This window comes from Thauera sp. 28, assembly GCF_000310145.2.
Classification (GTDB): Bacteria; Pseudomonadota; Gammaproteobacteria; order Burkholderiales; family Rhodocyclaceae; genus Thauera; species Thauera mechernichensis.
Genome location: NZ_AMXA01000007.1, coordinates 120,262 through 140,890, shown reverse-complemented (window position 1 = coordinate 140,890; position 20,629 = coordinate 120,262). Strand labels below are relative to the sequence as shown.

20 protein-coding genes and 1 other RNA gene are annotated in these 20,629 nt (G+C 66.7%); 18 read left to right on the top strand and 3 right to left on the bottom strand.

Annotated elements, in window-relative coordinates; all coding sequences use genetic code 11:
* Position 1: 1 nt before the first annotated feature.
* Genes C662_RS07875 through C662_RS07865 form a run of 3 tightly spaced genes read right to left on the bottom strand, consistent with a single transcriptional unit; the run spans position 2 to position 1,724 of the window.
* Positions 2-676, bottom strand: coding sequence for a BON domain-containing protein (locus C662_RS07875; RefSeq protein WP_002926970.1), 675 nt, complete (start codon positions 674-676; stop codon positions 2-4).
* Positions 676-1,269, bottom strand: coding sequence for an SIS domain-containing protein (locus C662_RS07870; RefSeq protein ID WP_002926969.1), 594 nt, complete (start codon positions 1,267-1,269; stop codon positions 676-678). Before C662_RS07870 ends, C662_RS07875 begins: the two co-directional genes overlap by 1 nt.
* Positions 1,270-1,313: 44 nt before the next feature.
* Entirely contained in the window at positions 1,314-1,724 is a 411-nt protein-coding gene (locus C662_RS07865; RefSeq protein ID WP_002926966.1) for a YraN family protein, read from the bottom strand.
* Between C662_RS07865 and rsmI the strand changes: the two genes are divergently transcribed.
* The 18 genes from rsmI to ftsA all read left to right on the top strand — a co-directional run bounded on the left by rsmI (position 1,723) and on the right by ftsA (position 20,610).
* On the top strand, positions 1,723-2,604 hold the full coding sequence (rsmI, locus tag C662_RS07860; protein WP_232433242.1) for a 16S rRNA (cytidine(1402)-2'-O)-methyltransferase: 882 nt from the start codon (positions 1,723-1,725) through the stop codon (positions 2,602-2,604). The genes C662_RS07865 and rsmI overlap by 2 nt on opposite strands.
* A 96-nt stretch (positions 2,605-2,700) precedes the next feature.
* Entirely contained in the window at positions 2,701-3,744 is a 1,044-nt protein-coding gene (gene pyrC / locus C662_RS07855; protein WP_002926962.1) for a dihydroorotase, read from the top strand.
* A 2-nt stretch (positions 3,745-3,746) separates the two neighbouring features.
* Positions 3,747-4,181 carry a hypothetical protein gene (locus tag C662_RS07850; RefSeq protein WP_002926959.1) on the top strand — a complete coding sequence of 145 codons (435 nt, stop codon included), beginning with the start codon at positions 3,747-3,749 and terminating at the stop codon, positions 4,179-4,181.
* 25 nt (positions 4,182-4,206) lie between these two features.
* Positions 4,207-4,636, top strand: an RNA gene (gene rnpB / locus C662_RS19830) — RNase P RNA component class A.
* Between the two features lie 434 nt (positions 4,637-5,070).
* Positions 5,071-5,514, top strand: a complete 444-nt coding sequence (mraZ, locus tag C662_RS07840; protein ID WP_002926958.1) for a division/cell wall cluster transcriptional repressor MraZ — start codon at positions 5,071-5,073, stop codon at positions 5,512-5,514.
* Positions 5,511-6,446 (top strand): 16S rRNA (cytosine(1402)-N(4))-methyltransferase RsmH, encoded by a 936-nt coding sequence (gene rsmH, locus C662_RS07835; RefSeq protein ID WP_002926957.1) that lies wholly within the window; start codon positions 5,511-5,513, stop codon positions 6,444-6,446. The genes mraZ and rsmH overlap by 4 nt, the downstream gene beginning before the upstream one ends.
* The gene (gene ftsL, locus C662_RS07830; RefSeq protein ID WP_002926955.1) at positions 6,443-6,709 is read left to right on the top strand and encodes a cell division protein FtsL; all 267 of its coding nucleotides are present in this window, start codon (positions 6,443-6,445) and stop codon (positions 6,707-6,709) included. The genes rsmH and ftsL overlap by 4 nt, the downstream gene beginning before the upstream one ends.
* Complete coding sequence (locus C662_RS07825; protein ID WP_002926953.1) at positions 6,706-8,475, top strand: peptidoglycan D,D-transpeptidase FtsI family protein; 1,770 nt, start codon at positions 6,706-6,708, stop codon at positions 8,473-8,475. Before ftsL ends, C662_RS07825 begins: the two co-directional genes overlap by 4 nt.
* Positions 8,472-9,977 carry a UDP-N-acetylmuramoyl-L-alanyl-D-glutamate--2,6-diaminopimelate ligase gene (locus tag C662_RS07820; RefSeq protein ID WP_002926952.1) on the top strand — a complete coding sequence of 502 codons (1,506 nt, stop codon included), beginning with the start codon at positions 8,472-8,474 and terminating at the stop codon, positions 9,975-9,977. The genes C662_RS07825 and C662_RS07820 overlap by 4 nt, the downstream gene beginning before the upstream one ends.
* The gene (locus tag C662_RS07815) at positions 9,974-11,401 is read left to right on the top strand and encodes a UDP-N-acetylmuramoyl-tripeptide--D-alanyl-D-alanine ligase (protein ID WP_002926951.1); all 1,428 of its coding nucleotides are present in this window, start codon (positions 9,974-9,976) and stop codon (positions 11,399-11,401) included. The genes C662_RS07820 and C662_RS07815 overlap by 4 nt, the downstream gene beginning before the upstream one ends.
* 1 nt (position 11,402) lies before the next feature.
* Complete coding sequence (gene mraY, locus C662_RS07810; RefSeq protein ID WP_002926949.1) at positions 11,403-12,491, top strand: phospho-N-acetylmuramoyl-pentapeptide-transferase; 1,089 nt, start codon at positions 11,403-11,405, stop codon at positions 12,489-12,491.
* Entirely contained in the window at positions 12,488-13,897 is a 1,410-nt protein-coding gene (murD, locus tag C662_RS07805) for a UDP-N-acetylmuramoyl-L-alanine--D-glutamate ligase (protein WP_002926947.1), read from the top strand. The genes mraY and murD overlap by 4 nt, the downstream gene beginning before the upstream one ends.
* Entirely contained in the window at positions 13,894-15,123 is a 1,230-nt protein-coding gene (gene ftsW / locus C662_RS07800; protein ID WP_002926945.1) for a putative lipid II flippase FtsW, read from the top strand. Before murD ends, ftsW begins: the two co-directional genes overlap by 4 nt.
* Positions 15,120-16,205 (top strand): undecaprenyldiphospho-muramoylpentapeptide beta-N-acetylglucosaminyltransferase, encoded by a 1,086-nt coding sequence (murG, locus tag C662_RS07795; RefSeq protein ID WP_002926943.1) that lies wholly within the window; start codon positions 15,120-15,122, stop codon positions 16,203-16,205. Before ftsW ends, murG begins: the two co-directional genes overlap by 4 nt.
* Positions 16,202-17,617, top strand: coding sequence for a UDP-N-acetylmuramate--L-alanine ligase (gene murC / locus C662_RS07790; RefSeq protein WP_002926938.1), 1,416 nt, complete (start codon positions 16,202-16,204; stop codon positions 17,615-17,617). Before murG ends, murC begins: the two co-directional genes overlap by 4 nt.
* On the top strand, positions 17,614-18,528 hold the full coding sequence (locus C662_RS07785; RefSeq protein WP_002926935.1) for a D-alanine--D-alanine ligase: 915 nt from the start codon (positions 17,614-17,616) through the stop codon (positions 18,526-18,528). Before murC ends, C662_RS07785 begins: the two co-directional genes overlap by 4 nt.
* Positions 18,521-19,384 carry a cell division protein FtsQ/DivIB gene (locus tag C662_RS07780; RefSeq protein WP_002926932.1) on the top strand — a complete coding sequence of 288 codons (864 nt, stop codon included), beginning with the start codon at positions 18,521-18,523 and terminating at the stop codon, positions 19,382-19,384. Before C662_RS07785 ends, C662_RS07780 begins: the two co-directional genes overlap by 8 nt.
* Positions 19,381-20,610, top strand: a complete 1,230-nt coding sequence (gene ftsA / locus C662_RS07775; RefSeq protein ID WP_002926930.1) for a cell division protein FtsA — start codon at positions 19,381-19,383, stop codon at positions 20,608-20,610. Before C662_RS07780 ends, ftsA begins: the two co-directional genes overlap by 4 nt.
* The last annotated feature ends 19 nt before the right edge of the window (positions 20,611-20,629 follow it).

Sequence of the window (20,629 nt, the reverse complement as noted above, 5' to 3'; positions counted from 1 at the left end):
GTCAGCGCCGGGCGCCGGTCGGGTTGTCCAGGCGGCGGGCCTCATCGTCGCTGATGAACTCGAACACGCGCACTACCTTGCGCACGCCCTGGCTGGTGCGTGCCACCTCGGCGGCGGCGTCGGCCTCGGTGCGGGTGACGATGCCGAGCAGGAACACCACGTTGGCCTCTGTCACCACCTTGACGTGGTGCGCCGAGAAGCGCTTTGCATCGACAAAGCGGGCCTTGACGTTGGAGGTGATGAGCGCGTCGTTGGCGCGTGCGGTGAGCGTTGAGTTCGGGCCAACCACGACCTCGTTGATCACGCCGCGCACATGCTCCACTCCGGCCACGATGCCTTCGAGTTCGCCCAGCACGGTCGCGTTCGGCGCCTGGCCGGTGAGCAGCACGTTGCGGTTGTACGAGGTCACATTCACATTGACCGTGTTGCCGAAGCGCTGGCGGATGCGTCCCGATACCTTCCATTCGATGCTCTCGTCTTCGACGTAGGTGCCGCTCGTACGGCGATCCGACACCATGGCGGCGCCGGCTCCGACCCCGGTGGCGACGACCGGAAAGCAGCCCTGCAGCAAAGGGAGCGCGGATGCAGCGGCAAGGCCGAGCACAAGCGTGCGACGACGGCCATCGGCGGTTGCGGAGGCCGCGGACGGGGCGAGTGCTTGGGGGGGCGTCTTCATCAGTCTTCCACTCCTAGTAATAGACAGTCGATGCCGTCGCACAGGCAATGCAGGGTGAGCAGGTGAAGTTCCTGAATGCGGGCCCTGCGATCGGCAGGCGGGGAAATGTGGATGTCGGCGGGGCCGAGGCACTCGGCGATCCGTCCCGGCTTTCCGGAGGTGAGGGCGATCACGTGCATGTCGCGCTCGTGGGCGGCGTGGATCGCCTGCTCGATGCGCGCCGAGTCGGCACCCGTCGACAAGGTGATCAGGATGTCCCCAGGGTGGCCGAAGGCGTGGATCTGGCGTGCGAACATCGATGCCGCGTCGGGTTCGCCTGTGAGCGGCGCCAGCGTCGAGGTGTCCGCACTCAGCGCAAGGGCTGCAAGCGACGGTCGCTCGAGCTCGAAACCGTTGACCAGTTGTGCTGCAAAGCGACGTGCATCTCCGGCGCAGCCGCTCCCCCCGCACACCAGAACCTTGCCGTTGTCGAGCAGACTGGCGGTGATGAGTTCTACCGCGCCTGCGATCGGTGCGGCGAGGAGTTCGAGCGCCTCCAGTGTGGTGCGCATGTTGTCCTCGAACTGCGCTGAGATGCGATCGATCAGATTCATGCTGCCAGTGTCGTCTGAAGGGCGTTAGAGTCTAGCACGGCCCCTCATGTCGCATTGAAGGCACCGGGTAACCAAGTGATGCGATCGACGGACAGGTCGTCGAGAAGCACGGCGTCGAAACGGCAAGGGGCGTTCTGGAAGCGCCGTCCGGCGCCGTTGAGCCACCACTGGGCGGCGATCAGCACGCGGCGCTGCTTGGTGGGTGTGATGCTTTCCGCGGCGCCGCCAAAGCGTCCATTGGTGCGCAGGCGCACCTCGACGAACACGACATGGTTGCGATCGAGGCAGACGAGGTCCAGCTCGCCGCCTCGGCAGCGCACGTTGCGCGCCAGGGTGCGCAGCCCGTGCGCCTCGAGGTAGGTGCATGCGAGTGCCTCGGCGGCCGCGCCGCGCGCTTGCGCCGGTGTCCGGCGCCCGTCGATACTGTGCGCCTGCGCGCTCCGGTTCTTCTCCATGACAGCTTCCTTCCGCCTCCCCGATCATCCGCTTTCAAGTACGCCGTCATTGTATGTGGTGGCTACGCCGCTCGGTAATCTGCATGACATTACGCTGCGTGCGCTCGCCGTGCTGGGCGCGGTGGATGTGGTGGCTGCTGAGGACACGCGCCACAGCCAGCGCTTGCTCGATGCCTTCGGCTTGCGCTGCCGCATGCTGGCGGTGCATCAGCACAATGAACAGGCTGCGGCCGGACAACTCATCGAACTCATCGCCGATGGCAAGCAGGTCGCGCTCGTCACCGACGCCGGCACGCCGGCCGTGTCCGATCCCGGGGCGCGCCTGGTGGCGCGGGTGCGCGCCGCCGGCTACCCGGTCGTCCCACTGCCTGGGCCGTGCGCCGCAGTTGCGGCGTTGTCGGTGTCGGGCTTTGGCGAATCCGGCTTCCGTTTCGTCGGTTTCCTGCCGGCCAGACCGGGTGCGCGACAGGCGGCACTGCAGGCGCTGGTGGACGCGGGCGAAGCCCTCGTTTTCTACGAGGCGCCGCACCGCATTGCGGAGAGCCTGGCCGACATGGAAGCGGTGTTCGGCGCGCAGCGCGAGGTGCTCATTGCGCGCGAGATGACCAAGCTGCACGAACAGATCGTGCGCATGTCGCTTGCCGATACTGCTGCGTGGCTTGCCGCCGACAGTAATCGCTTGCGCGGCGAGTTCGTGCTCGTGGTCGCCGGTGCGCCGGCGCGCGACGGCCTGGGTGGCGAGATCGAGCGTGTGCTGGCACTGCTGCTCGATGAGGTCCCGCTCAAGACTGCCGCACGCCTGGCCGCGGAGATCACCGGTGCGCCGCGCAAGGCCTTGTATGCGCGTGCGCTGGAGCTGCGCGGGCGTGATGCGCAGTAGACGCCGGTGCGCCTGCCTTCAGATCCTCGCGGCTGGCGCCGCGCCAGTGACCGGCGTAAGCGCCTATAATCCGGCGGCTGTCATGAGGACTACTCCATGCAATCGATAACCCTCGTCCGTCCGGACGACTGGCACCTTCACGTTCGCGACGGCGATGCGCTTTCCGCGGTCGTCCCGCATACCGCTGCGCGCTTCGGCCGTGCGCTGATCATGCCCAACCTCAAGCCGCCGGTAACGACCACCGCACAGGCGCTCGCCTATCGCGAGCGCATTGTTGCCGCCGCGCCGGGTACCGGATTCGAGCCGCTGATGAGCTTGTATCTGACCGACAACCTGTCGCCCGACGAGATTGATCGGGCCCAGGCAAGCGGTCGGGTGGTGGCCTGCAAGCTCTATCCGGCAGGGGCAACCACGAATTCCGACGCTGGCGTCACCGCCATCGACAAGGTCTACCCGGTGCTCGAGCGCATGGAAGCGCTCGGCATGATCCTGTGTGTGCACGGAGAGGCCACCGGGCATGAGGTTGACGTCTTCGATCGCGAGCGCGTGTTCATCGAGCGCACGCTGTCGCCGCTGGTGCGCAGGTTCCCCGCGCTCAAGGTGGTGTTCGAGCACATCACCACGGCCGAGGCCGCGCAGTTCGTGCGTGCGGCCGGCGTCAACGTGGCTGCCACGGTGACGGCCCATCACCTGCTGCTCAATCGCAATGCGATTTTCGCGGGTGGCATCCGTCCGCATCATTACTGTCTGCCGGTGCTCAAGCGTGAGTCGCATCGTGAGGCGCTGGTGGCGGCGGTGACCTCGGGCAATCCGCGCTTCTTCCTAGGCACCGATTCGGCGCCGCATGCGCTGAGTGCCAAGGAGAATGCCTGCGGCTGTGCCGGTTGCTACACGGCTCATGCGGGGATCGAGTTGTATGCCGAGGTGTTCGATGCCGCTGGCGCGCTCGACAAGCTGGAGGCCTTCGCCAGCCTCAATGGCCCTGCCTTCTATGGCTTGCGACCCAACCCCGACACCATCACCCTGGTGCGTGAAGCATGGACGGTTCCGGTGAATTACCCCTATCTTGGCAGCGATCCGCTCGTCCCCCTGCGTGCAGGTGAGCAGGTTGGCTGGAAGCTCGTTACGGAGGACGCCTGAGCATGGCTGCGGTATCGTGTGGCTTGAAGCGCATGCTGGCAGTGGCAGCGTTGCCACTGGCGCTTGCCGGTTGTGAGAACACTGCGACCGCGTTCATGATTGACGGCAGTCAGCATGCCCTCGTCCTGGTGCGCGAGCAGAAGTTTCCCTGGCATGACGAACTCAGGCAGGCGGTGGTGGTTTCGCGCCTGCCCGCGTGCCAGAAGCGGGTGCGCATCCATCCCAGCAGTACCACCCTGGTCGAAATGCAGGTCTATGAAGCGGGCGACGCACTTTGGGCGCTGCAGCAGGGTGGGCGCTGGTATCTCGCCAGTACCGAGCAGTGCGTGGTGCAGGACTGGGACAATCCGGGCGGTCAGCCGCCCGGTGAGCTCCTTGGCACCTTTGTCCTGAAGGATGGCAAGCCGGCGTTCGTGCGCGCGTCCGGCGCAAATTGAGCCGAGCGCGTATAATCCGGCACAGGAAGTTCGCCAGGCAGTCGCTGCGCACCTCGTCGTGCGTGGAGGAAAGTCCGGGCCCCGCAGAGCAGGATGCCGGCTAACGGCCGGGCGCCGTGAGGCGACGGAAAGTGCAACAGAGAGCAGACCGCCGATGGCTCGCGCAAGCGTGATCAGGTAAGGGTGAAACGGTGTCGTGGCGTGCGCAAGCACGACGCGGGCGGGTGCGAAAGCGCCGGCGGGTAAGAGCCCACCGCAGGACTGGTAACAGGACTGGCACGGCAAACCCCATCCGGGGCAAGGCCAAATAGGGGAGCATTGGCGTGGCTCGCGTCGCTCCCGGGTAGGCCGCTAGAGGGTCGCGGTAACGCGGCTCCCAGAGGAATGACTGCCCGATGGCGGTGGCTTAGGCCGCTGCCGTTCGACAGAACCCGGCTTATCGGCGAACTTCCCCCCCCATTTTGCTGTTGGTGCGTCACCGCTCGGCGGACGCGCCAAGGCAAGCTTGCAGATTCCCCTCATGCTGCGCGCGCGTTTCCCACTTTGGGTCGCCGTCTTGCGGTCTGTGCGGCAATCCGCAGTTCTTGGTTCCCAGATTTCCTCCCTGCGGCCCCGATGCCGGGTCGTGGTGTGCCTGCATCCCCACTTTTTCCCACATCGCCCGCGTTTCTCGTCCAGCTCGTGTTCAACCTGAGCTGAAATGCATTGCGGCCTTGATTTTTCAGGATTTATCGACGATTGGTGTGCATTCGATAAGTCATTGTGTAACAACGGTATTCGCGCGAACCGTCCTTGACCGGGTATGGCCTTTCCACTAAAGTGGGATCAAGTGGAAAAAAGTGGGGAAAAGTGTCATTCCGATGCTTTTCCGGTGCCGTCAGGGGGGACGATGTTCCAGGGAGCCGCAGCGCTCAATCTCGATGCCAAGGGTCGCCTCGCGATTCCCTCGCGGCATCGTGACGCCCTGGCCGTCCAGGACGGGCAGGTCGTGCTGACTGCGCACCCCCATGGCTGCCTGCTTGTCTATCCCGTGCCCGCCTGGGTGCCGATTCGCGATCAGGTGCTCGCCCAGCCCAGCCTCGATCCGAAGGCTGCGATGCTCAAGCGGCTCCTGGTCGGTTTCGCCCAGGAGGAAGCGCTCGACAGCGCAGGTCGCGTGCTGGTTGCCGCTTCGCTGCGCAAGTTCGCCAAGCTCGACAAGCAGGTCTGGCTGGTTGGCCAGGGTTCGCATTTCGAGCTCTGGTCCGACGAAGGCTGGGAGCGTCAGCAGCAGGCCATGTTCGAGATGGCGACCGCAGATCTGCCTGCCGGCTTCGAGAGCCTCGCACTGTGAACGCCGCCGCCCATGTAAGCGTCCTGCTCGACGAGGCAGTCGACGCGCTCGCGATCCGTGCAGATGGCGTCTATGTCGACGGCACCTTCGGTCGTGGCGGACACAGTCGGGCGATACTCGCGCGCCTTGGCGAGCGCGGGCGTCTGATCGCCTTCGATCGCGACCCCGCGGCGATCGAGGCAGGTCGTGCCCTTAAGGATCCGCGTCTGACGCTCGTGCACTCCGCCTTCAGTGCGCTCGATGAGCAGCTTGCAGAGCTGGGCGTCGAGACGGTTGATGGCGTCCTGCTCGACATCGGGGTGTCCTCGCCCCAGCTCGACGACGCATCGCGCGGTATGAGTTTTCGTTTCGATGCGCCGCTCGACATGCGCATGGATACCAGCCACGGCCAGACCGTGGCGGAATGGCTGGCGGATGCCTCCGTCGGCGAGATCACGGAGGTCATCAGGGAATATGGAGAAGAACGGTTTGCTCATGCGATTGCAAAGGCGATTGCAACTGCTCGGGCAGGGGGGGCTGTCGCAACCACTGGACAACTTGCCGCGCTCGTGGAAAAAGCGGTCCGTACGCGCGAGCCGGGGCAGCACCCTGCGACACGCACCTTCCAGGCTCTTCGGATTTTCATCAATCAGGAGCTCGAGGAGCTGAGTCGCGTGCTGCCGGCCTGCGTGGCGCGGCTGGCGCCGGCCGGCAGGCTGGTGGTGATCAGCTTTCATTCGCTCGAGGACCGCATCGTCAAGCGCTTCATGCGTGACGAATCGCGTCCGCCTGTGCTGCCGCGCCGCTTGCCGCTGCGTGCGGCCGACCTGCCGCCGCCGCGCTTGCTGTTGGTGGGCAAGGCTGTACGGCCAGGCGAGGCCGAGCTTGCGGTCAATCCGCGTGCGCGCAGTGCGGTGATGCGCGTGGCCGAACGCGCGCGGGAGGTCGCATGATCCGCGCCGACGCCGTTCTGGTTGCCCTGGTGGTTGCGAGTGCGCTTGGCGTGGTGGCTGCCCAGCACCAGGCACGCAAGCTTCACACCCAGTACGAGCGTGAGCAGGCGCGAGCTCAGGCGCTTGCGGTGGAGTGGGGGCAGTTGCAACTCGAGCAGAGTACTTGGGCAACACATGGCCGGATCGAGCGCATGGCTCGCGAACGGCTTGGCATGCGCCATCCGGCGCCGGGTCAGATGCTGGTGGTGGAGCCGAAATCATGAAGAATCCTCGCCCCGTGACCTTCAATCACAATCCCTTGCTCAAGCGCGACCTGCCTGCATGGCGGCCACGCGTGGTCATGCTGGCGTTGATGGGCTGCTCGCTGGCGCTGGCGGGGCGCGCGCTCTATCTGCAGGGCATCAACAACGACTTCCTGCAGGCCAAGGGCGAGTCGCGCTATGCGCGTACGCTCGAGGTGCCGGCCACTCGCGGTCGTATCACCGACCGCCATGGCGACATCCTCGCGATCAGTACGCCGGTGCGATCGGTCTGGGCGCTGCCGTCCGACGCTCAGCTGGAGCCGGCGCAGGCGCGTGAGCTTGCCCGCCTGCTCGAGATGGATGCCAACGAGCTCAATCGCCGTCTCGCGGCCAGTCGCGACTTTGTCTATCTCAAGCGCCAGTTGCCGCCCGAGGTGGCCAAGCAGGTTGCCGAGTTGCGCCTGCCGGGCATCCATCAGCAGCAGGAGTATCGCCGTTACTACCCGGGCGGCGAGGTGATGTCCCACATCCTCGGTTTCACTAATATCGAGGACAAGGGCCAGGAGGGCATTGAGCTCGCCTTCGAGAAGCAGCTTGCCGGCATGTCCGGGGCGAGGCGTGTGATCAAGGACCGCCGCGGCCAGATCGTCGAGGATGTCGAGGCCATCCGCCCGCCGCGCGACGGTGCGGACGTCGCCTTGTCCATCGACGGCAAGATCCAGTATCACGCCTGGGCTGCACTGCGCGACACGATGCACGAGCACAAGGCGCTCGCTGGCGCTGTCGTCGTTCTGGATGCGCGTACCGGCGAGGTGCTGGCGCTTGCCAATGCGCCGACCTTCAACCCCAACAACCGCGCCAATCTGAGTGGCGCGCAACTGCGCAATCGTGTGTTTACCGACACCTTCGAGCCTGGTTCGGTGATGAAGCCTTTCATCGCTGCGCTGGCGATCGAGCGCGGGAAGGCGAAGGCCGATACCCTTATCGATACCGGCAATGGGCGCATGACCATTGGCACTGCGACCATCTCCGATGTCAAGCGCCGTGGTGTCATGACCGTCTCCGAAGTCATCCAGAAGTCCTCGAACATCGGTACGGTCAAGCTGGCGCAGCAGTTCAGCGCCGACGAGATGTGGCATCTGTTTGATCAGCTCGGCTTCGGTACGGCGCTCAACCTCGGCTTTCCAGGGGAGGCTTCCGGCCGCCTGCGGCCTGCCAAGAGCTGGCGCCCGATCGAGCAGGCCACCATGTCCTATGGTCACGGCATCTCGGTAAGCTTGATCCAGATGGCGCGTGCCTATCTTGTCTTCGCCCGCGACGGCGAACTCGTACCCCTGTCGCTCACGCGCGTCGATGGTCAGCCCAGCTCGGGGCGTCGCGTGTTCTCCGCAAGTACGGCGCGTGAGATGCGAACCATGCTCGAGCATGCTGCGGGCCCGGGTGGCACTGCACCGCGTGCCCAGGTTGCGGGCTACACCGTGGCCGGCAAGACCGGGACTGCCCACAAGCTCGAGAACGGACGCTACGCGAAGAAGTACATCTCGTCCTTCGTGGGTTTTGCGCCCGCTTCCAATCCGCGCGTCGTGGTTGCCGTGATGGTCGATGAGCCGACGGCCGGCCAGTATTTTGGCGGTGCAGTAGCCGCACCGCTGTTCTCGCGCGTCACCGAGGGGGCGCTGCGCACCCTCGGCGTGGCGCCCGACATTCCATTGACACCGCTGCAGCTTGCCCGGCGTGGTGCCGAGGAGGCGGCAACGCGTGGTGCAGATCCGCGGGAGAACATGTGAGCGCAGACAAGGCTCTCGCTGTGCTCGAACGCCTGCGCGCGCTTGGCGTCGAGGCTCGGGACATCAGCGCCGATTCGCGCAAGGCCGGACCGGGGTGCGTGTTTGCCGCCTGGCCCGGCGTGCGCACAGACGGTCGTCGTTATCTCGGCGATGCTGTTGCGCATGGGGCTTCGGCGCTGCTCTGGGAGTCGGCGGACGGCTTCCGGCCGGGCGACCTGACTGTGCCTGGGCTGGCTGTCGAGGGCTTGCGCGAGATGGCGGGCCACCTTGCGCACGAGATCCACGGTCGGCCGTCGGAGCGTTTGTGGTTGTGCGGAGTGACCGGCACCAATGGCAAGACGACGGTAACCCAGATGCTTGCCCGCGCCTTCGAAGAGCTCGGCAGTCGTTGCGGCATCGTCGGCACCCTGGGCTGCGGCTTTCCCGGTGAGCTCGAGGAAGGGCTCAACACCACGCCCGATGCGCTCGAACTGCAGCGCTGGTTCGCCCGCTTCGCCGCCGCTGGTGCGGCCGAGACGGCCATGGAAGTGTCGTCGATCGGCCTCGACCAGGGGCGCGTCAATGGCGCCCGCTTCGATGTCGCAATCTTCACCAATCTCAGCCGCGACCATCTCGACTACCACGGCAGCATGGAGGCCTACGGCGAAGCCAAATCCCGCCTGTTCTCAAGGCCGGAGCTTCGCACCGCCATCGTCAACATCGACGACAGCTTCGGACTTGCGCTCGCGCGCCGCCTGGTCGCCGAGGGCAGGGATGTGATTGCGTGCACGCTCTATCCGGCGAACACGGAGGCGGTGCCAGGCGTGCGCGTCCTGCTTGCCGATCGTCTGCAGGCGGCGCCGGCGGGGTTGCGCTTCAACCTCGCCTGGGAAGGGCGCAGCGCCGACGTCAATGTGCGCATGGTCGCCCCGTTCAACGTCTCGAACCTGGTTGCCGTGGCTGCGGCCTTGCTCGCCCGGGGGATCGATTTCGAGGCGCTGCCCCCCGTCCTGTCACGGCTGACGCCGCCGTCCGGGCGCATGCAGCTGGTGGGCGGTGTGTGCGAGCCGCTTGTGGTCATCGACTACGCTCACTCTCCCGATGCCCTCGCCAAGGTGCTCGAGGCCTTGCGCACCACGGTGCACACCCGCAAGGGGCGTCTGGTGTGCGTGTTCGGTTGCGGTGGTGACCGCGATCCGGGCAAGCGGCCGATGATGGGCGAGGTGGCCCGCGCTCTTGCCGACCGGGTCGTCGTTACCAGTGACAATCCGCGCTCCGAGGATCCGGTACGCATCATGGATGCTGTTGCCGAGGGGGCCGGGCCGGGCGCCGAGCGCATCGTGGATCGCGCGCAGGCGATCGCGCGTGCGATCGCCGAGGCTGGAGTTGACGACGTTGTCCTCATCGCTGGCAAGGGCCACGAGCCCTACCAGGAGGTGCTCGGTGAGCGTATTCCATTCTCGGATCTTGAACAGGCGCGCCTGGCCCTGCAGGGGTGGCATGCGCGCGGAGTTGCTCGATGATGACCCTGCATGATGCGCTGCGCGCGCTTTCCGTACATGGTGCCCGTGTCGTTGGCGCGGCCCGTTTCGAACGTGTCGGCACCGATAGTCGCGCCGTCGTTCCAGGCCAGCTTTTTGTCGCGTTGCGCGGTGAGCACTTCGATGGCCACGATTTCGTGACTTTGGCGGGGGCTGCCGGTGCAGTTGCTGCGATGGTCGATGCCCGCTGGGCCGCGGCGCACGAGGCGGCGGGCTCGGCTGGGGAGACCTTGCCGCTGATCGTCGTGGACGACACGCGGTACGCGCTGGGTACGCTGGCAGCCGCCTGGCGTGCGCGCTTTGCGCTGCCTCTCATCGGCGTCACCGGCAGCAACGGCAAGACCACGGTGAAGGAGATGTGTGCCGCAATCCTGCGCGCCCAGGCGCAGCGGGAGGGATTCGGCGAGGAGGTGGTGCTCGCCAACCGCGGTAACCTGAACAATGACATCGGTTTGCCGCTGACGCTGCTCGAGCTGCGCGACTACCACCGTGCAGCCGTGGTCGAGATGGGCATGAACAAGCCCGGCGAGATTGCCTACCTGAGCGGCCTCGCGCTGCCCACGGTGGCCATTGTCAACAACGCCCAGCGTGCGCATCTGGAGGGCATGGGCTCGGTCGACGAGGTGGCACGCGAGAAGGGTTGCATCTACCAAGGTCTGGGGGCCGCCGGTACCGCGATCATCAATGCCGACGACGCGCATGCCGATTATTGGCGCGGTCTCAATGCCGATCGTGCGATTGTGACATTCGGTGTCGACCAGGCGGCCGACGTGCGCGGCCGGTGTACCCTGCGCGGCCTCGGCTCGCGGCTCGAGCTCGACACCCCGCAGGGGCAGGTCGAGTTCGCCCTGCAGGTGCCGGGTCTGCACAACGCACGCAACGCCGTATGCGCGGCGGCTGCCTGCCTCGCTGCGGGTGTGGCGCTCGAGGCGGTGGTCGAGGGGCTGGGTGGGTTCTCCGGCACCAAGGGGCGCCTGCAGCGTCGCCCGGGGCCGAAGGGGGCGCTGATCCTCGACGACTCCTACAACGCCAATCCCGATTCGGTGCGGGCGGGGATCGACGTGCTCGCCGCGACCCCCGGCCACACCTGGCTGGTACTCGGCGACATGGGCGAGGTGGGCGACAGCAGCGCACAGGTTCATGACGAGATCGGTGGCTACGCGAAGAGCAAGGGTATCGATGGCCTGTTCGCGCTCGGCGACATGAGCGCCGTGGCGGTGCGCAACTTCGGCGATGGCGGCCATCACTTCGGCTCGCCCGAAGCGCTCGTGAGAGCGCTCGTGGCGCGGCTGGATGCGGACTCGGTGGTGCTGGTGAAAGGCTCGCGGTTCATGCGTATGGAAAGGGTGGCGGACGCGCTTGCCGCAATGCACAATTCCGCCCCTTCAAAGGAAACCGGCTCCTGACATGCTGTTGGAACTTGCACTCTGGCTCGGCCAGGACATTCGTGGCTTCAACGTCTTCGGCTATATCACGCTGCGTACCGTGCTGGCCGCGCTCACCGCGCTCGCCATCTCGCTCGTTGCCGGCCCGGGAGTGATCCGCTGGCTCGCGGCGAAGAAGATCGGCCAGGCCGTACGCGACGACGGCCCACGCTCGCACCTCACCAAGGCGGGAACGCCGACCATGGGTGGTGCGCTGATCCTGATCTCGATCGGCATCACCATCCTGCTCTGGGGCGACCTCAAGAACGACTACATGTGGGTGACCCTGCTCGTTACGCTCGGATTCGGCGCGGTGGGCTGGGTGGATGACTGGCGCAAGGTCGTCCACCGCGACCCCAAGGGCCTGGCCAGCCGGTGGAAGTACCTGTGGACATCGCTGATTGCACTCGCCGCTGCGGTCTATCTGGGGCTTACCGCGACGACGCCGGCCGAGACCGAGCTCATCGTGCCGTTCTTCAAGGCCGTCGCCTATCCGCTGGGTATCGTCGGTTTCATCGCGCTGACCTATTTCGTCATCAACGGCACCAGCCATGCGGTGAACCTTACCGACGGCCTGGATGGCCTGGCGATCATGCCTACGGTGATGGTGGCCGGTGCCCTCGCAATCTTCGCCTACGTCGCCGGCCACGTCGGCTTCTCCAATTACCTGGGTGTGCCCTATATCGCCGGTGCCGGCGAGCTGGCCGTGTTCTGCGGTGCAATCTGCGGCGCCGGTCTTGGCTTCCTGTGGTTCAACGCCTACCCGGCCGAGGTCTTCATGGGCGACGTCGGTGCGCTGGCGCTCGGTGCCGCGCTCGGCACCATCGCCGTCATCGTGCGTCAGGAAATCGTGCTCTTCATCATGGGCGGCCTGTTCGTCGCCGAGACCCTGTCGGTGATGCTGCAGGTGTTCTACTTCAAGGCCACCGGCGGCAAGCGCATCTTTCGCATGGCGCCGTTGCACCATCACTTCGAGCTCGGCGGCTGGAAGGAGACCCAGGTCGTCGTGCGGTTCTGGATCATCACCATCATGCTGGTGCTGTTCGGCCTGTCCACCCTGAAGCTGAGATGAGCGCCCTGACCGGAAAACGTGTGCTGGTGATCGGCCTGGGTGAATCGGGCCTGGCGATGGCACGCTGGTGCGCCCTGCGTGGCGCGCACCTGCGCGTGGTCGACAGCCGCTCGGCGCCGCCGGGGCTGGACGCGCTGCGCGAGGATGCGCCGCTGGCCGATATCCGCAGCGGTGACCGCGCGGCGGCCGATCCTGCAGTGCTCGACGGCATCGAGCTGGTCGCGCTCAGTCCGGGGCTGGATCCGCGCGTCGGTCTCGCCGCCGAAGCGTACCGGCGCGGCCTGCCGATCACCGGCGAGATGGATCTGCTGGCGCAGGCGCTTGACGAGCTTGACGTGCGCGAGCAGACCCGCATCCTCGCCATCACCGGCACCAATGGCAAGACCACGACCACCGCACTGGCCGCCGCGCTCGCGAGGTCGGTGGGCATTGATGCCGTGGCGGCGGGCAACATCAGCCCAGCTGCGCTCGACGTCCTGATGGAGCGGCTGGAGGTGGGTGCAAGCCTGCCCGCCTGCTGGGTGCTGGAGCTCTCGAGCTTCCAGATCGAGACCATGCACGCGCTCAATCCGCAGGCGGCGACTGTGCTCAACGTCACCGACGACCATCTTGACCGCTATGCCGACCTCGAGGCCTATGCCGCGACCAAGGCCGCAATTTTCCAGGGCGATGGCGTGCAGGTGCTCAACCGCGATGATGCACGCGTGCGCGCGATGGCCCTGACCGGGCGCAGGGCGATCCGTTTTGGTGCCTCGGCGCCGCAGGGCGATGGCGACTACGGTATTGCCGATATCGATGGCCGGCCCTGGCTGATGCGTGGGCCGCAGCGTCTGATCGCACTTGCCGACCTGCCGCTGGCCGGCCGCCACAATGCCGCCAACGCGCTTGCCGCGCTCGCCTTGTGCGAGGCCGGGCTGGGGATCGAGCCGCAACGTCTGATCGGTGGCCTGATCGCCTTCCGCGGCCTGCCGCATCGCTTAGAGCTGGTTGCCGAGCGCGCCGACGGTGTGCGCTACTACGATGATTCCAAGGGCACCAACGTGGGTGCGACCGTCGCCGCGCTCGAGGGCATGGATTGCCCGGTCGTGCTGATTGCCGGTGGCGACGGCAAGGGCCAGGATTTTGCCCCGCTGGCGCCCGCACTGGCGCGCAAGGCGCGCGCCGTGCTGCTGATTGGCCGTGATGCGCGCCGCATCGAACAGGCAGTGGCGGGTTGCGGCGTGGTGCTCGAGCATGCCGCCGATCTCGACGCTGCAGTGCAGCGTGCGGACAGGCTGGCGCAGCCTGGCGACGCCGTGCTGCTGTCGCCGGCCTGCGCCAGTCTGGACATGTTCCGCAACTATGCGCACCGTGCCGAGGTTTTTGTGGCCGCGGTGCACCGCCTTGCGAAGGTGACGCCGCGATGAAGCTGGCCAATGTCTTCGGTGGCCTGTTGCACCCAGCCGAGCAGAAACCCGATCCGGCCCAGCGCGCCGTGCAACGGCTCGCCAAAGGCGGGGCGCCGGCGCGCGAGCTCGACCTGCTGCTGATCTGGTCTGCAGTCGCGCTGCTGCTGCTCGGTCTGGTCATGGTGTACTCGGCCTCGATCGCGTTCGCCGAGGGCAGCCGTTTCACCGGCTACCAGTCGCATTACTTCCTGATGCGCCATGCCGTCTTCCTGGCCATCGGCATTGGCCTGGGGCTGGTGTCCTTCCAGCTGCCGATGGCGCGCTGGCAGCAACTGGCGCCGGCGCTCTTCGTCGCCGGCGTGGTGCTGCTGATCGTGGTGCTGATCCCGGGCGTGGGCCGGGAGGTCAACGGGGCCCAGCGCTGGCTGTCGCTCGGGCCGGTGAACCTGCAGCCTTCCGAACTGATGAAGATCTTTGCCGCGCTCTACGCGGCCGACTACACCGTGCGCAAGCTCGACGTCATGGGCAGCTTCATCAAGGGCTTCCTGCCCATGCTGGTGGTGATCCTGTTCGTCGGCTTCCTGCTACTGCGCGAGCCCGACTTCGGCGCCTTCGTGGTCATCACCACCATCGCTTTCGGCGTGCTCTTCCTGGGCGGCCTCAACGTGCGCGTGTTCGGCCTGCTCGCGGTGCTGGCGCTGATCGGCTTCGTCATCCTGATCTGGACCTCGCCCTACCGTCGCGACCGCATCTTCGGCTTCATGGACCCCTGGCAGGACGCCTTCGGCAAGGGCTACCAGCTCTCGCATTCGCTGATCGCCTTCGGCCGCGGCGAGTGGTTCGGCGTGGGCCTTGGCGGTAGCGTGGAGAAGCTGTTCTACCTGCCCGAGGCGCACACCGACTTCCTGCTCGCGGTGATTGCCGAGGAGCTCGGCTTCGTCGGCGTGCTCACCGTGGTGGTGCTGTTCGCGATCATCGTGCAGCGCGCCTTCCTGATTGGCCGCGAGGCGATCAGGCTTGAGCGCTACTTCTCCGGCCTGGTTGCGCAGGGCATTGGCCTGTGGATCGGTGTGCAGTCCTTCATCAACATGGGCGTCAACATGGGGCTGCTGCCGACCAAGGGGCTGACCCTGCCGCTGATGAGCTTTGGTGGCTCGGGCATCGTCGCCAACTGCATTGCGCTCGGCATCCTGCTGCGAATCGACTGGGAGGTGCGTCAGCTCAAGCGGGGGGCGACGCCATGAAGACCCTGATGGTCATGGCCGGTGGCACCGGCGGCCACATCTTCCCTGGCATCGCGGTGGCCGAAGTGCTGCGCGCACGGGGCTGGCGCATCGTGTGGATGGGTAACCCGGACGGCATGGAGGCGCGTATCGTGCCGCAGCGCGGCTACGATACGGCGTGGGTGCGCTTTGGTGCGCTGCGCGGCAAGGGCCTGGTGCGCAAGCTGTTGCTGCCACTGAACCTGCTGTCCGGGTTCTGGCAGGCGCTGCGCGCGCTGCGCCGCAGCCGCCCCGACGTGGTGCTTGGCATGGGCGGCTATATCACCTTCCCCGGCGGCATGATGGCGGCCCTGCTTGGCCGCCCGCTGGTGCTGCACGAGCAGAACTCGGTGGCCGGCCTTGCCAACCGCGTGCTCGCGCGCGTGGCCGACCGGGTGCTGAGCGGCTTCCCCGATGTGCTGCCCAAGGCGCGTTGGCTGGGCAACCCTGTGCGTGCCGACATTGCTGCAGTAGCGCCGCCCGCCGAGCGTTATGGCGGCCGCAGCGGGCCGTTGCGCCTGCTCGTGGTCGGCGGCAGCCTGGGCGCTGCCGCGCTCAACGAGGCTCTGCCACAGGCCCTGCTGCGCCTTCCGCCCGAGCAGCGTCCGCAGGTGCTGCACCAGGCGGGCGAGAAACAGATCGACGGGTTGCGCCAGACCTACGCCACCCTGCAGCTCGAAGGCGAGTTGCGTCCCTTCATCGACGACATGGCGGCGGCCTACGCCGACGCCGACCTCGTCATCTGTCGGGCCGGCGCGCTCACCGTTGCCGAGCTGGCGGCGGTCGGCGTTGCCAGCCTGCTCGTGCCTTACCCGCATGCGGTGGACGACCACCAGACCGGCAATGCGCGCTTCCTTGCCGAGCACGGCGCCGCTTATCTGCTGCCGCAGGCCGAGCTCACCCCCGAGCGTCTGGCGGGCATCCTGTCGAGCCTCGACCGCTCCCGCTTGCAGGCAATGGCCGAGTGCGCGCGCGCGCTTGCACGGCCACAGGCGGCGGATGAAGTGGCCGCAGTCTGCGCTGCGCTCGCCAGCTCGAAAACCGCCGCTGGAGTAAACGCATGAAGCACAAGGTCAGGAACATTCATTTCGTCGGCATCGGCGGCGCCGGCATGAGCGGCATCGCCGAGGTACTGGTCAACCAGGGCTTCAACGTCAGCGGTTCGGACCTGGGTGACAACGCTGCGACCCGCCGGCTGCAGAAGATGGGCGCCAGTGTGGTGCGAGGGCACGACGCTGCCAATGTCGCCGGCGCCGACGTGGTGGTGGTGTCGACAGCCGTCAAGGCCGACAACCCCGAGGTGGTCGCCGCGCGCGAGCGCCACGTTCCGGTCGTGCCGCGCGCGCAGATGCTTGCCGAGCTGATGCGCTTCAAGCACGGCATCGCCATCGCCGGCACCCACGGCAAGACCACCACCACCTCGCTGGTCGCCAGTATCCTCGCCGAGGGCGGCATCGATCCGACCTTCGTCATCGGCGGCCGCCTCAATGCCGCGGGTGCCAATGCCCGCCTCGGCAGCGGCGACTACCTGGTTGCCGAGGCCGACGAGTCGGACGCCTCCTTCCTGCTGCTCAACCCGGTCATCTCGGTCGTCACCAACATCGATGCCGACCACATGGAGACCTACGGTCACGATTTCGGCCGCGTCAAGCAAGCCTTCGTCGATTTCCTCCAGCGCCTGCCCTTCTATGGTGTGGCCGTGCTCTGCGAGGACGACCCCAACGTGCGCGAGATCATCCCGCGCGTGTCCAAGCAGATCGTGCGCTACGGCTTGTCGGAGAGCGCCAACATCCGCGCCGAGAACGTGCGCGCCGACGGTGGTCGCATGCTGTTCGACTGCGTGCGGGTCAACGGCACGACGACACGGCTGTCGATCGAGCTCAATCTGCCCGGCATGCACAACGTGCTCAATGCGCTGGCTGCGATCGCGGTGGCGACTGAAGTGCAGGTGCCCGACGCTGCCATCGTCAAGGCGCTTGCCGAGTTCAACGGCGTTGGCCGCCGCTTCCAGCGCTACGGCGAGGTCGCGCTGCTCGACGCCGACGGTGACGAGGCCGGCAGCTTCACCCTGATCGACGACTATGGCCACCACCCGGTGGAGATGGCGGCGACCATTGCCGCGGCCCGTGGCGCCTTCCCCGGCCGCCGCCTGGTATTGGCTTTCCAGCCGCACCGCTTTACGCGTACCCGGGACTGCTTCGAAGACTTCGTCAAGGTGTTGTCGACGGTCGATGGTCTGTTGCTTGCCGAGGTCTATGCCGCGGGCGAATCGCCGATCGTGGCTGCCGACGGGCGTGCGCTTGCGCGTGCGATCAGGGTTGCTGGCAAGGTTGAGCCGGTGTTCGTGGAGGACATCGGCGACATGCCGAGGATGGTTCTTTCCGCCGCGCGCGATGGCGACGTGGTGATCACCATGGGCGCGGGCAGCATCGGCGGTGTGCCGGGCAAGCTCGCCCGCATCGAGGACGTTTCGTGAGTACGGCATTCGGCAAGGTTGCGGTTTTGTTCGGCGGCTCTTCGGCCGAGCGTGAAGTCTCCCTGATGTCGGGGCGGGCGGTGCTTGCCGCGTTGCAGCAGGCCGGCGTGGATGCCCACGGCTTCGATCCTGCCGAGCGCGACCTCCACATCCTCAAGGAAGAGGGCTTCGACCGCGTCTTCATCGCCCTGCATGGTCGTGGCGGCGAGGACGGCACGGTGCAGGGCGCCCTCGAGCTGATGGGCATCCCCTACACCGGCAGCGGCGTGATGGCCTCCGCGCTGTCGATGGACAAGTGGCGCACCAAGATGGTGTGGCTGTCTGCTGGCCTGCCCACGCCACGTTACGCCATTCTCGAGGCGGACACCGACTGGGAGGCGGTAGTGGCCGAGCTGGGCCTGCCGATCTTCGTCAAGCCGGTGCACGAAGGCTCGAGCATGGGGGCAACCAAGGTCGTGGAAGCCGGACAGTTGCGCGCGGCCTGGGAGCTGGCCGCGCGCTTCGACCGCATGGTGATCGCCGAGGAGTTCATCGCCGGCGCCGAGCTCACCGCCCCCTTCCTCGAGGATCAGGCCTTGCCGCTGGTGCGCATCGTCGCCCCCGACGGCAACTATGACTATCAGCACAAGTACTTCACCGACGACACCCGCTACGACTGCCCGAGCGGCCTGCCCGCCGCGCAAGAGTCCGAGTTGCAGGCGATGGTGATGAAGTCCGCACGCGTTCTCGGCTGCCGCGGCTGGGGGCGTGCCGATCTCATCCTCACCGATGACGGCCGCCCCTATCTGCTCGAGATGAACACCTCGCCGGGCATGACCGGCCACTCTCTGGTGCCGATGTCTGCACGCGTGGCAGGCATGGACTTCACCACCCTGTGTCTCACCCTTCTGGAAGGGGCTCGCCTTGGCTGAAGTACGCGCCCGCCCTGCGTCGATCCGCTCTGGCCGTCAGGCCGCTGCGGGTGCGCGGGCGCGCGCGCCGGTCGAGCGTGGCCTTTGGCATCGCCCTGCGCTGCTCAACCTGGTGTCCGACCTGATCACGCTCGGTGCTGCGGTCGCGCTGGGCTGGGCGCTCGTTGCCTGGTTCCTGTCGCGGCCATTGTTCCCGTTGCGCGAGCTTGTGGTGGTGACGCCGCCTGCGCAGGTGACCGAAGCCCAGCTCGAATACGCCGCGCGGCTCGCCGTGCAGGGCAACTTCTTCACCGTCAATCTGGACGAGGTGCGTGCCACCTTCGAGAAGCTGCCCTGGGTGCGCAAGGCTGATGTGCGCCGGCGCTGGCCCGATGCGCTCGAGTTGCGCCTCGAGGAGCACGAAGCGGTGGCCTACTGGACGGTGTCCGAGAGCGGCGATGCGCGCCTGGTCAACCGCCAGGGCGAGGTCTTCGTCGCTGCCAGCAACGCAGACATGCCGCAGTTCGATGGCCCGCAGGGTTCGTCCACCCGGCTGCTCGCGCGCCACGCCGAGTTTTCGGCGATGCTGCAGCCGCTCGGCGTGCGCCTCGTGGGGCTGGCGCTGTCGGCGCGCGAGGCGTGGCAGCTTCATCTGGACAGCGGCCTCACCATCGTGCTCGGCCGCGAACAGGACAAGGCACCGCTCGTCGACCGCCTGCAGCGCTTCATCGCAGTGTGGCCTGGCGTGCAGCAGGATATCGATATCGAAATCAAGGTCGCGGATCTGCGCTATCCGGGCGGGTTCGCGCTGACGCCGGCGGACGCCTCGGTGCTGTTGCAGCCCGCGGCGCCCAGCGGCAGGAAAGGCAGGCAATGAGCAAGGAATACAAGGAACTGATCGTCGGCCTCGACATTGGCACCGCCAAGGTCACCTGCATGGTGGCCGAGGTCAAGCCCGATGGCCGTCTCAACGTGATCGGACTCGGCACCCAGCCGACCAGCGGCCTCAAGCGCGGCGTGGTGGTCAACATCGAGGCCACGGTCGACGCCATCTCGCGCGTCGTACAGGAGGTCGAGGTGATGGCCGACTGCAAGATCCACGAGGTCTATACCGGCATCGCAGGCAGTCACATCAAGAGCTTCAACTCCAGCGGCACGGTCGCGATCAAGGAGAAGGAAGTCTCGCCCATGGATGTCGACCGGGTGATCGAGGTCGCGCGTGCGATGCCGATTCCGGCCGAGCAGCAGATCCTGCACATCCTCACCCAGGAGTTCATCATCGATGGCCAGGGTGGGGTGCGCGAGCCGATCGGCATGAGCGGCGTGCGCCTGGAGGTCAAGGTGCATATCGTCACCGGTGCGGTGTCGGCGGCGCAGAACGTCATCAAGTGCGTGCGTCGCTGCGGCCTCGAGGTCATGGACCTCAGCCTGCAGCCGCTCGCCTCGAGCCATGCCGTGCTCACCGAAGACGAGAAGGAGCTTGGCGTGTGCATGGTCGATATCGGCGGCGGTACGACCGATATCGCGGTGTTCACCCAGGGGGCCATCCGCCACACTGCGGTCATTCCGGTCGCCGGCGACCAGATCACCAACGACATCGCGATGGCCTTGCGCACCCCGACCTCAGAGGCGGAAGAAATCAAGATGCGCCACGGCGTCGCCATGCACCAGCTCGCCGACGCCGAGGAAATGATCGAGGTGCCCGGGGTCGGCGACCGCCCGCCGCGCAAGCTGTCGCGCCAGGCGCTGGCCGACGTCATCGAGCCGCGCGTGTCCGAACTGTTCGAGCTCGTGCAGGCGGAGTTGCGCCGCAGCGGCTACGAGGAGTTGCTGTCGTCGGGCATCGTGCTGACCGGTGGCTCGGCGGTCATGCGTGGCATGGTCGAGCTGGCCGAGGAGGTTTTCCACATGCCGGCAAGGGTCGGTTCGCCGCAGTACGACGGCGGCTTGGCGGATGTGGTCTGCCAGCCACGCTACTCGACGGCAATGGGTCTGGTTATGGAAGGTGCTGCCCAGCGCCGGCGGGGGCTTCAGGCGCGCGACACCCGCAGTGTGAAGCAGTTCTTCGGGCGCATGAAGTCGTGGTTCGAACGAAATTTCTGACCGGACCATCGGGGTCCAG

Bases quoted from the DNA above. Each gene is read 5' to 3' on its own strand.
- C662_RS07875 (WP_002926970.1), bottom strand. From the start codon at position 676: ATGAAGACGCCCCCCCAAGCACTCGCCCCGTCCGCGGCCTCCGCAACC.
- C662_RS07870 (WP_002926969.1), bottom strand. From the start codon at position 1,269: ATGAATCTGATCGATCGCATCTCAGCGCAGTTCGAGGACAACATGCGC.
- rsmI (WP_232433242.1), top strand. From the start codon at position 1,723: ATGACAGCTTCCTTCCGCCTCCCCGATCATCCGCTTTCAAGTACGCCG.
- C662_RS07865 (WP_002926966.1), bottom strand. From the start codon at position 1,724: ATGGAGAAGAACCGGAGCGCGCAGGCGCACAGTATCGACGGGCGCCGG.
- pyrC (WP_002926962.1), top strand. From the start codon at position 2,701: ATGCAATCGATAACCCTCGTCCGTCCGGACGACTGGCACCTTCACGTT.
- C662_RS07850 (WP_002926959.1), top strand. From the start codon at position 3,747: ATGGCTGCGGTATCGTGTGGCTTGAAGCGCATGCTGGCAGTGGCAGCG.
- mraZ (WP_002926958.1), top strand. From the start codon at position 5,071: ATGTTCCAGGGAGCCGCAGCGCTCAATCTCGATGCCAAGGGTCGCCTC.
- ftsL (WP_002926955.1), top strand. From the start codon at position 6,443: ATGATCCGCGCCGACGCCGTTCTGGTTGCCCTGGTGGTTGCGAGTGCG.
- C662_RS07825 (WP_002926953.1), top strand. From the start codon at position 6,706: ATGAAGAATCCTCGCCCCGTGACCTTCAATCACAATCCCTTGCTCAAG.
- C662_RS07815 (WP_002926951.1), top strand. From the start codon at position 9,974: ATGATGACCCTGCATGATGCGCTGCGCGCGCTTTCCGTACATGGTGCC.
- mraY (WP_002926949.1), top strand. From the start codon at position 11,403: ATGCTGTTGGAACTTGCACTCTGGCTCGGCCAGGACATTCGTGGCTTC.
- murD (WP_002926947.1), top strand. From the start codon at position 12,488: ATGAGCGCCCTGACCGGAAAACGTGTGCTGGTGATCGGCCTGGGTGAA.
- ftsW (WP_002926945.1), top strand. From the start codon at position 13,894: ATGAAGCTGGCCAATGTCTTCGGTGGCCTGTTGCACCCAGCCGAGCAG.
- murG (WP_002926943.1), top strand. From the start codon at position 15,120: ATGAAGACCCTGATGGTCATGGCCGGTGGCACCGGCGGCCACATCTTC.
- murC (WP_002926938.1), top strand. From the start codon at position 16,202: ATGAAGCACAAGGTCAGGAACATTCATTTCGTCGGCATCGGCGGCGCC.
- ftsA (WP_002926930.1), top strand. From the start codon at position 19,381: ATGAGCAAGGAATACAAGGAACTGATCGTCGGCCTCGACATTGGCACC.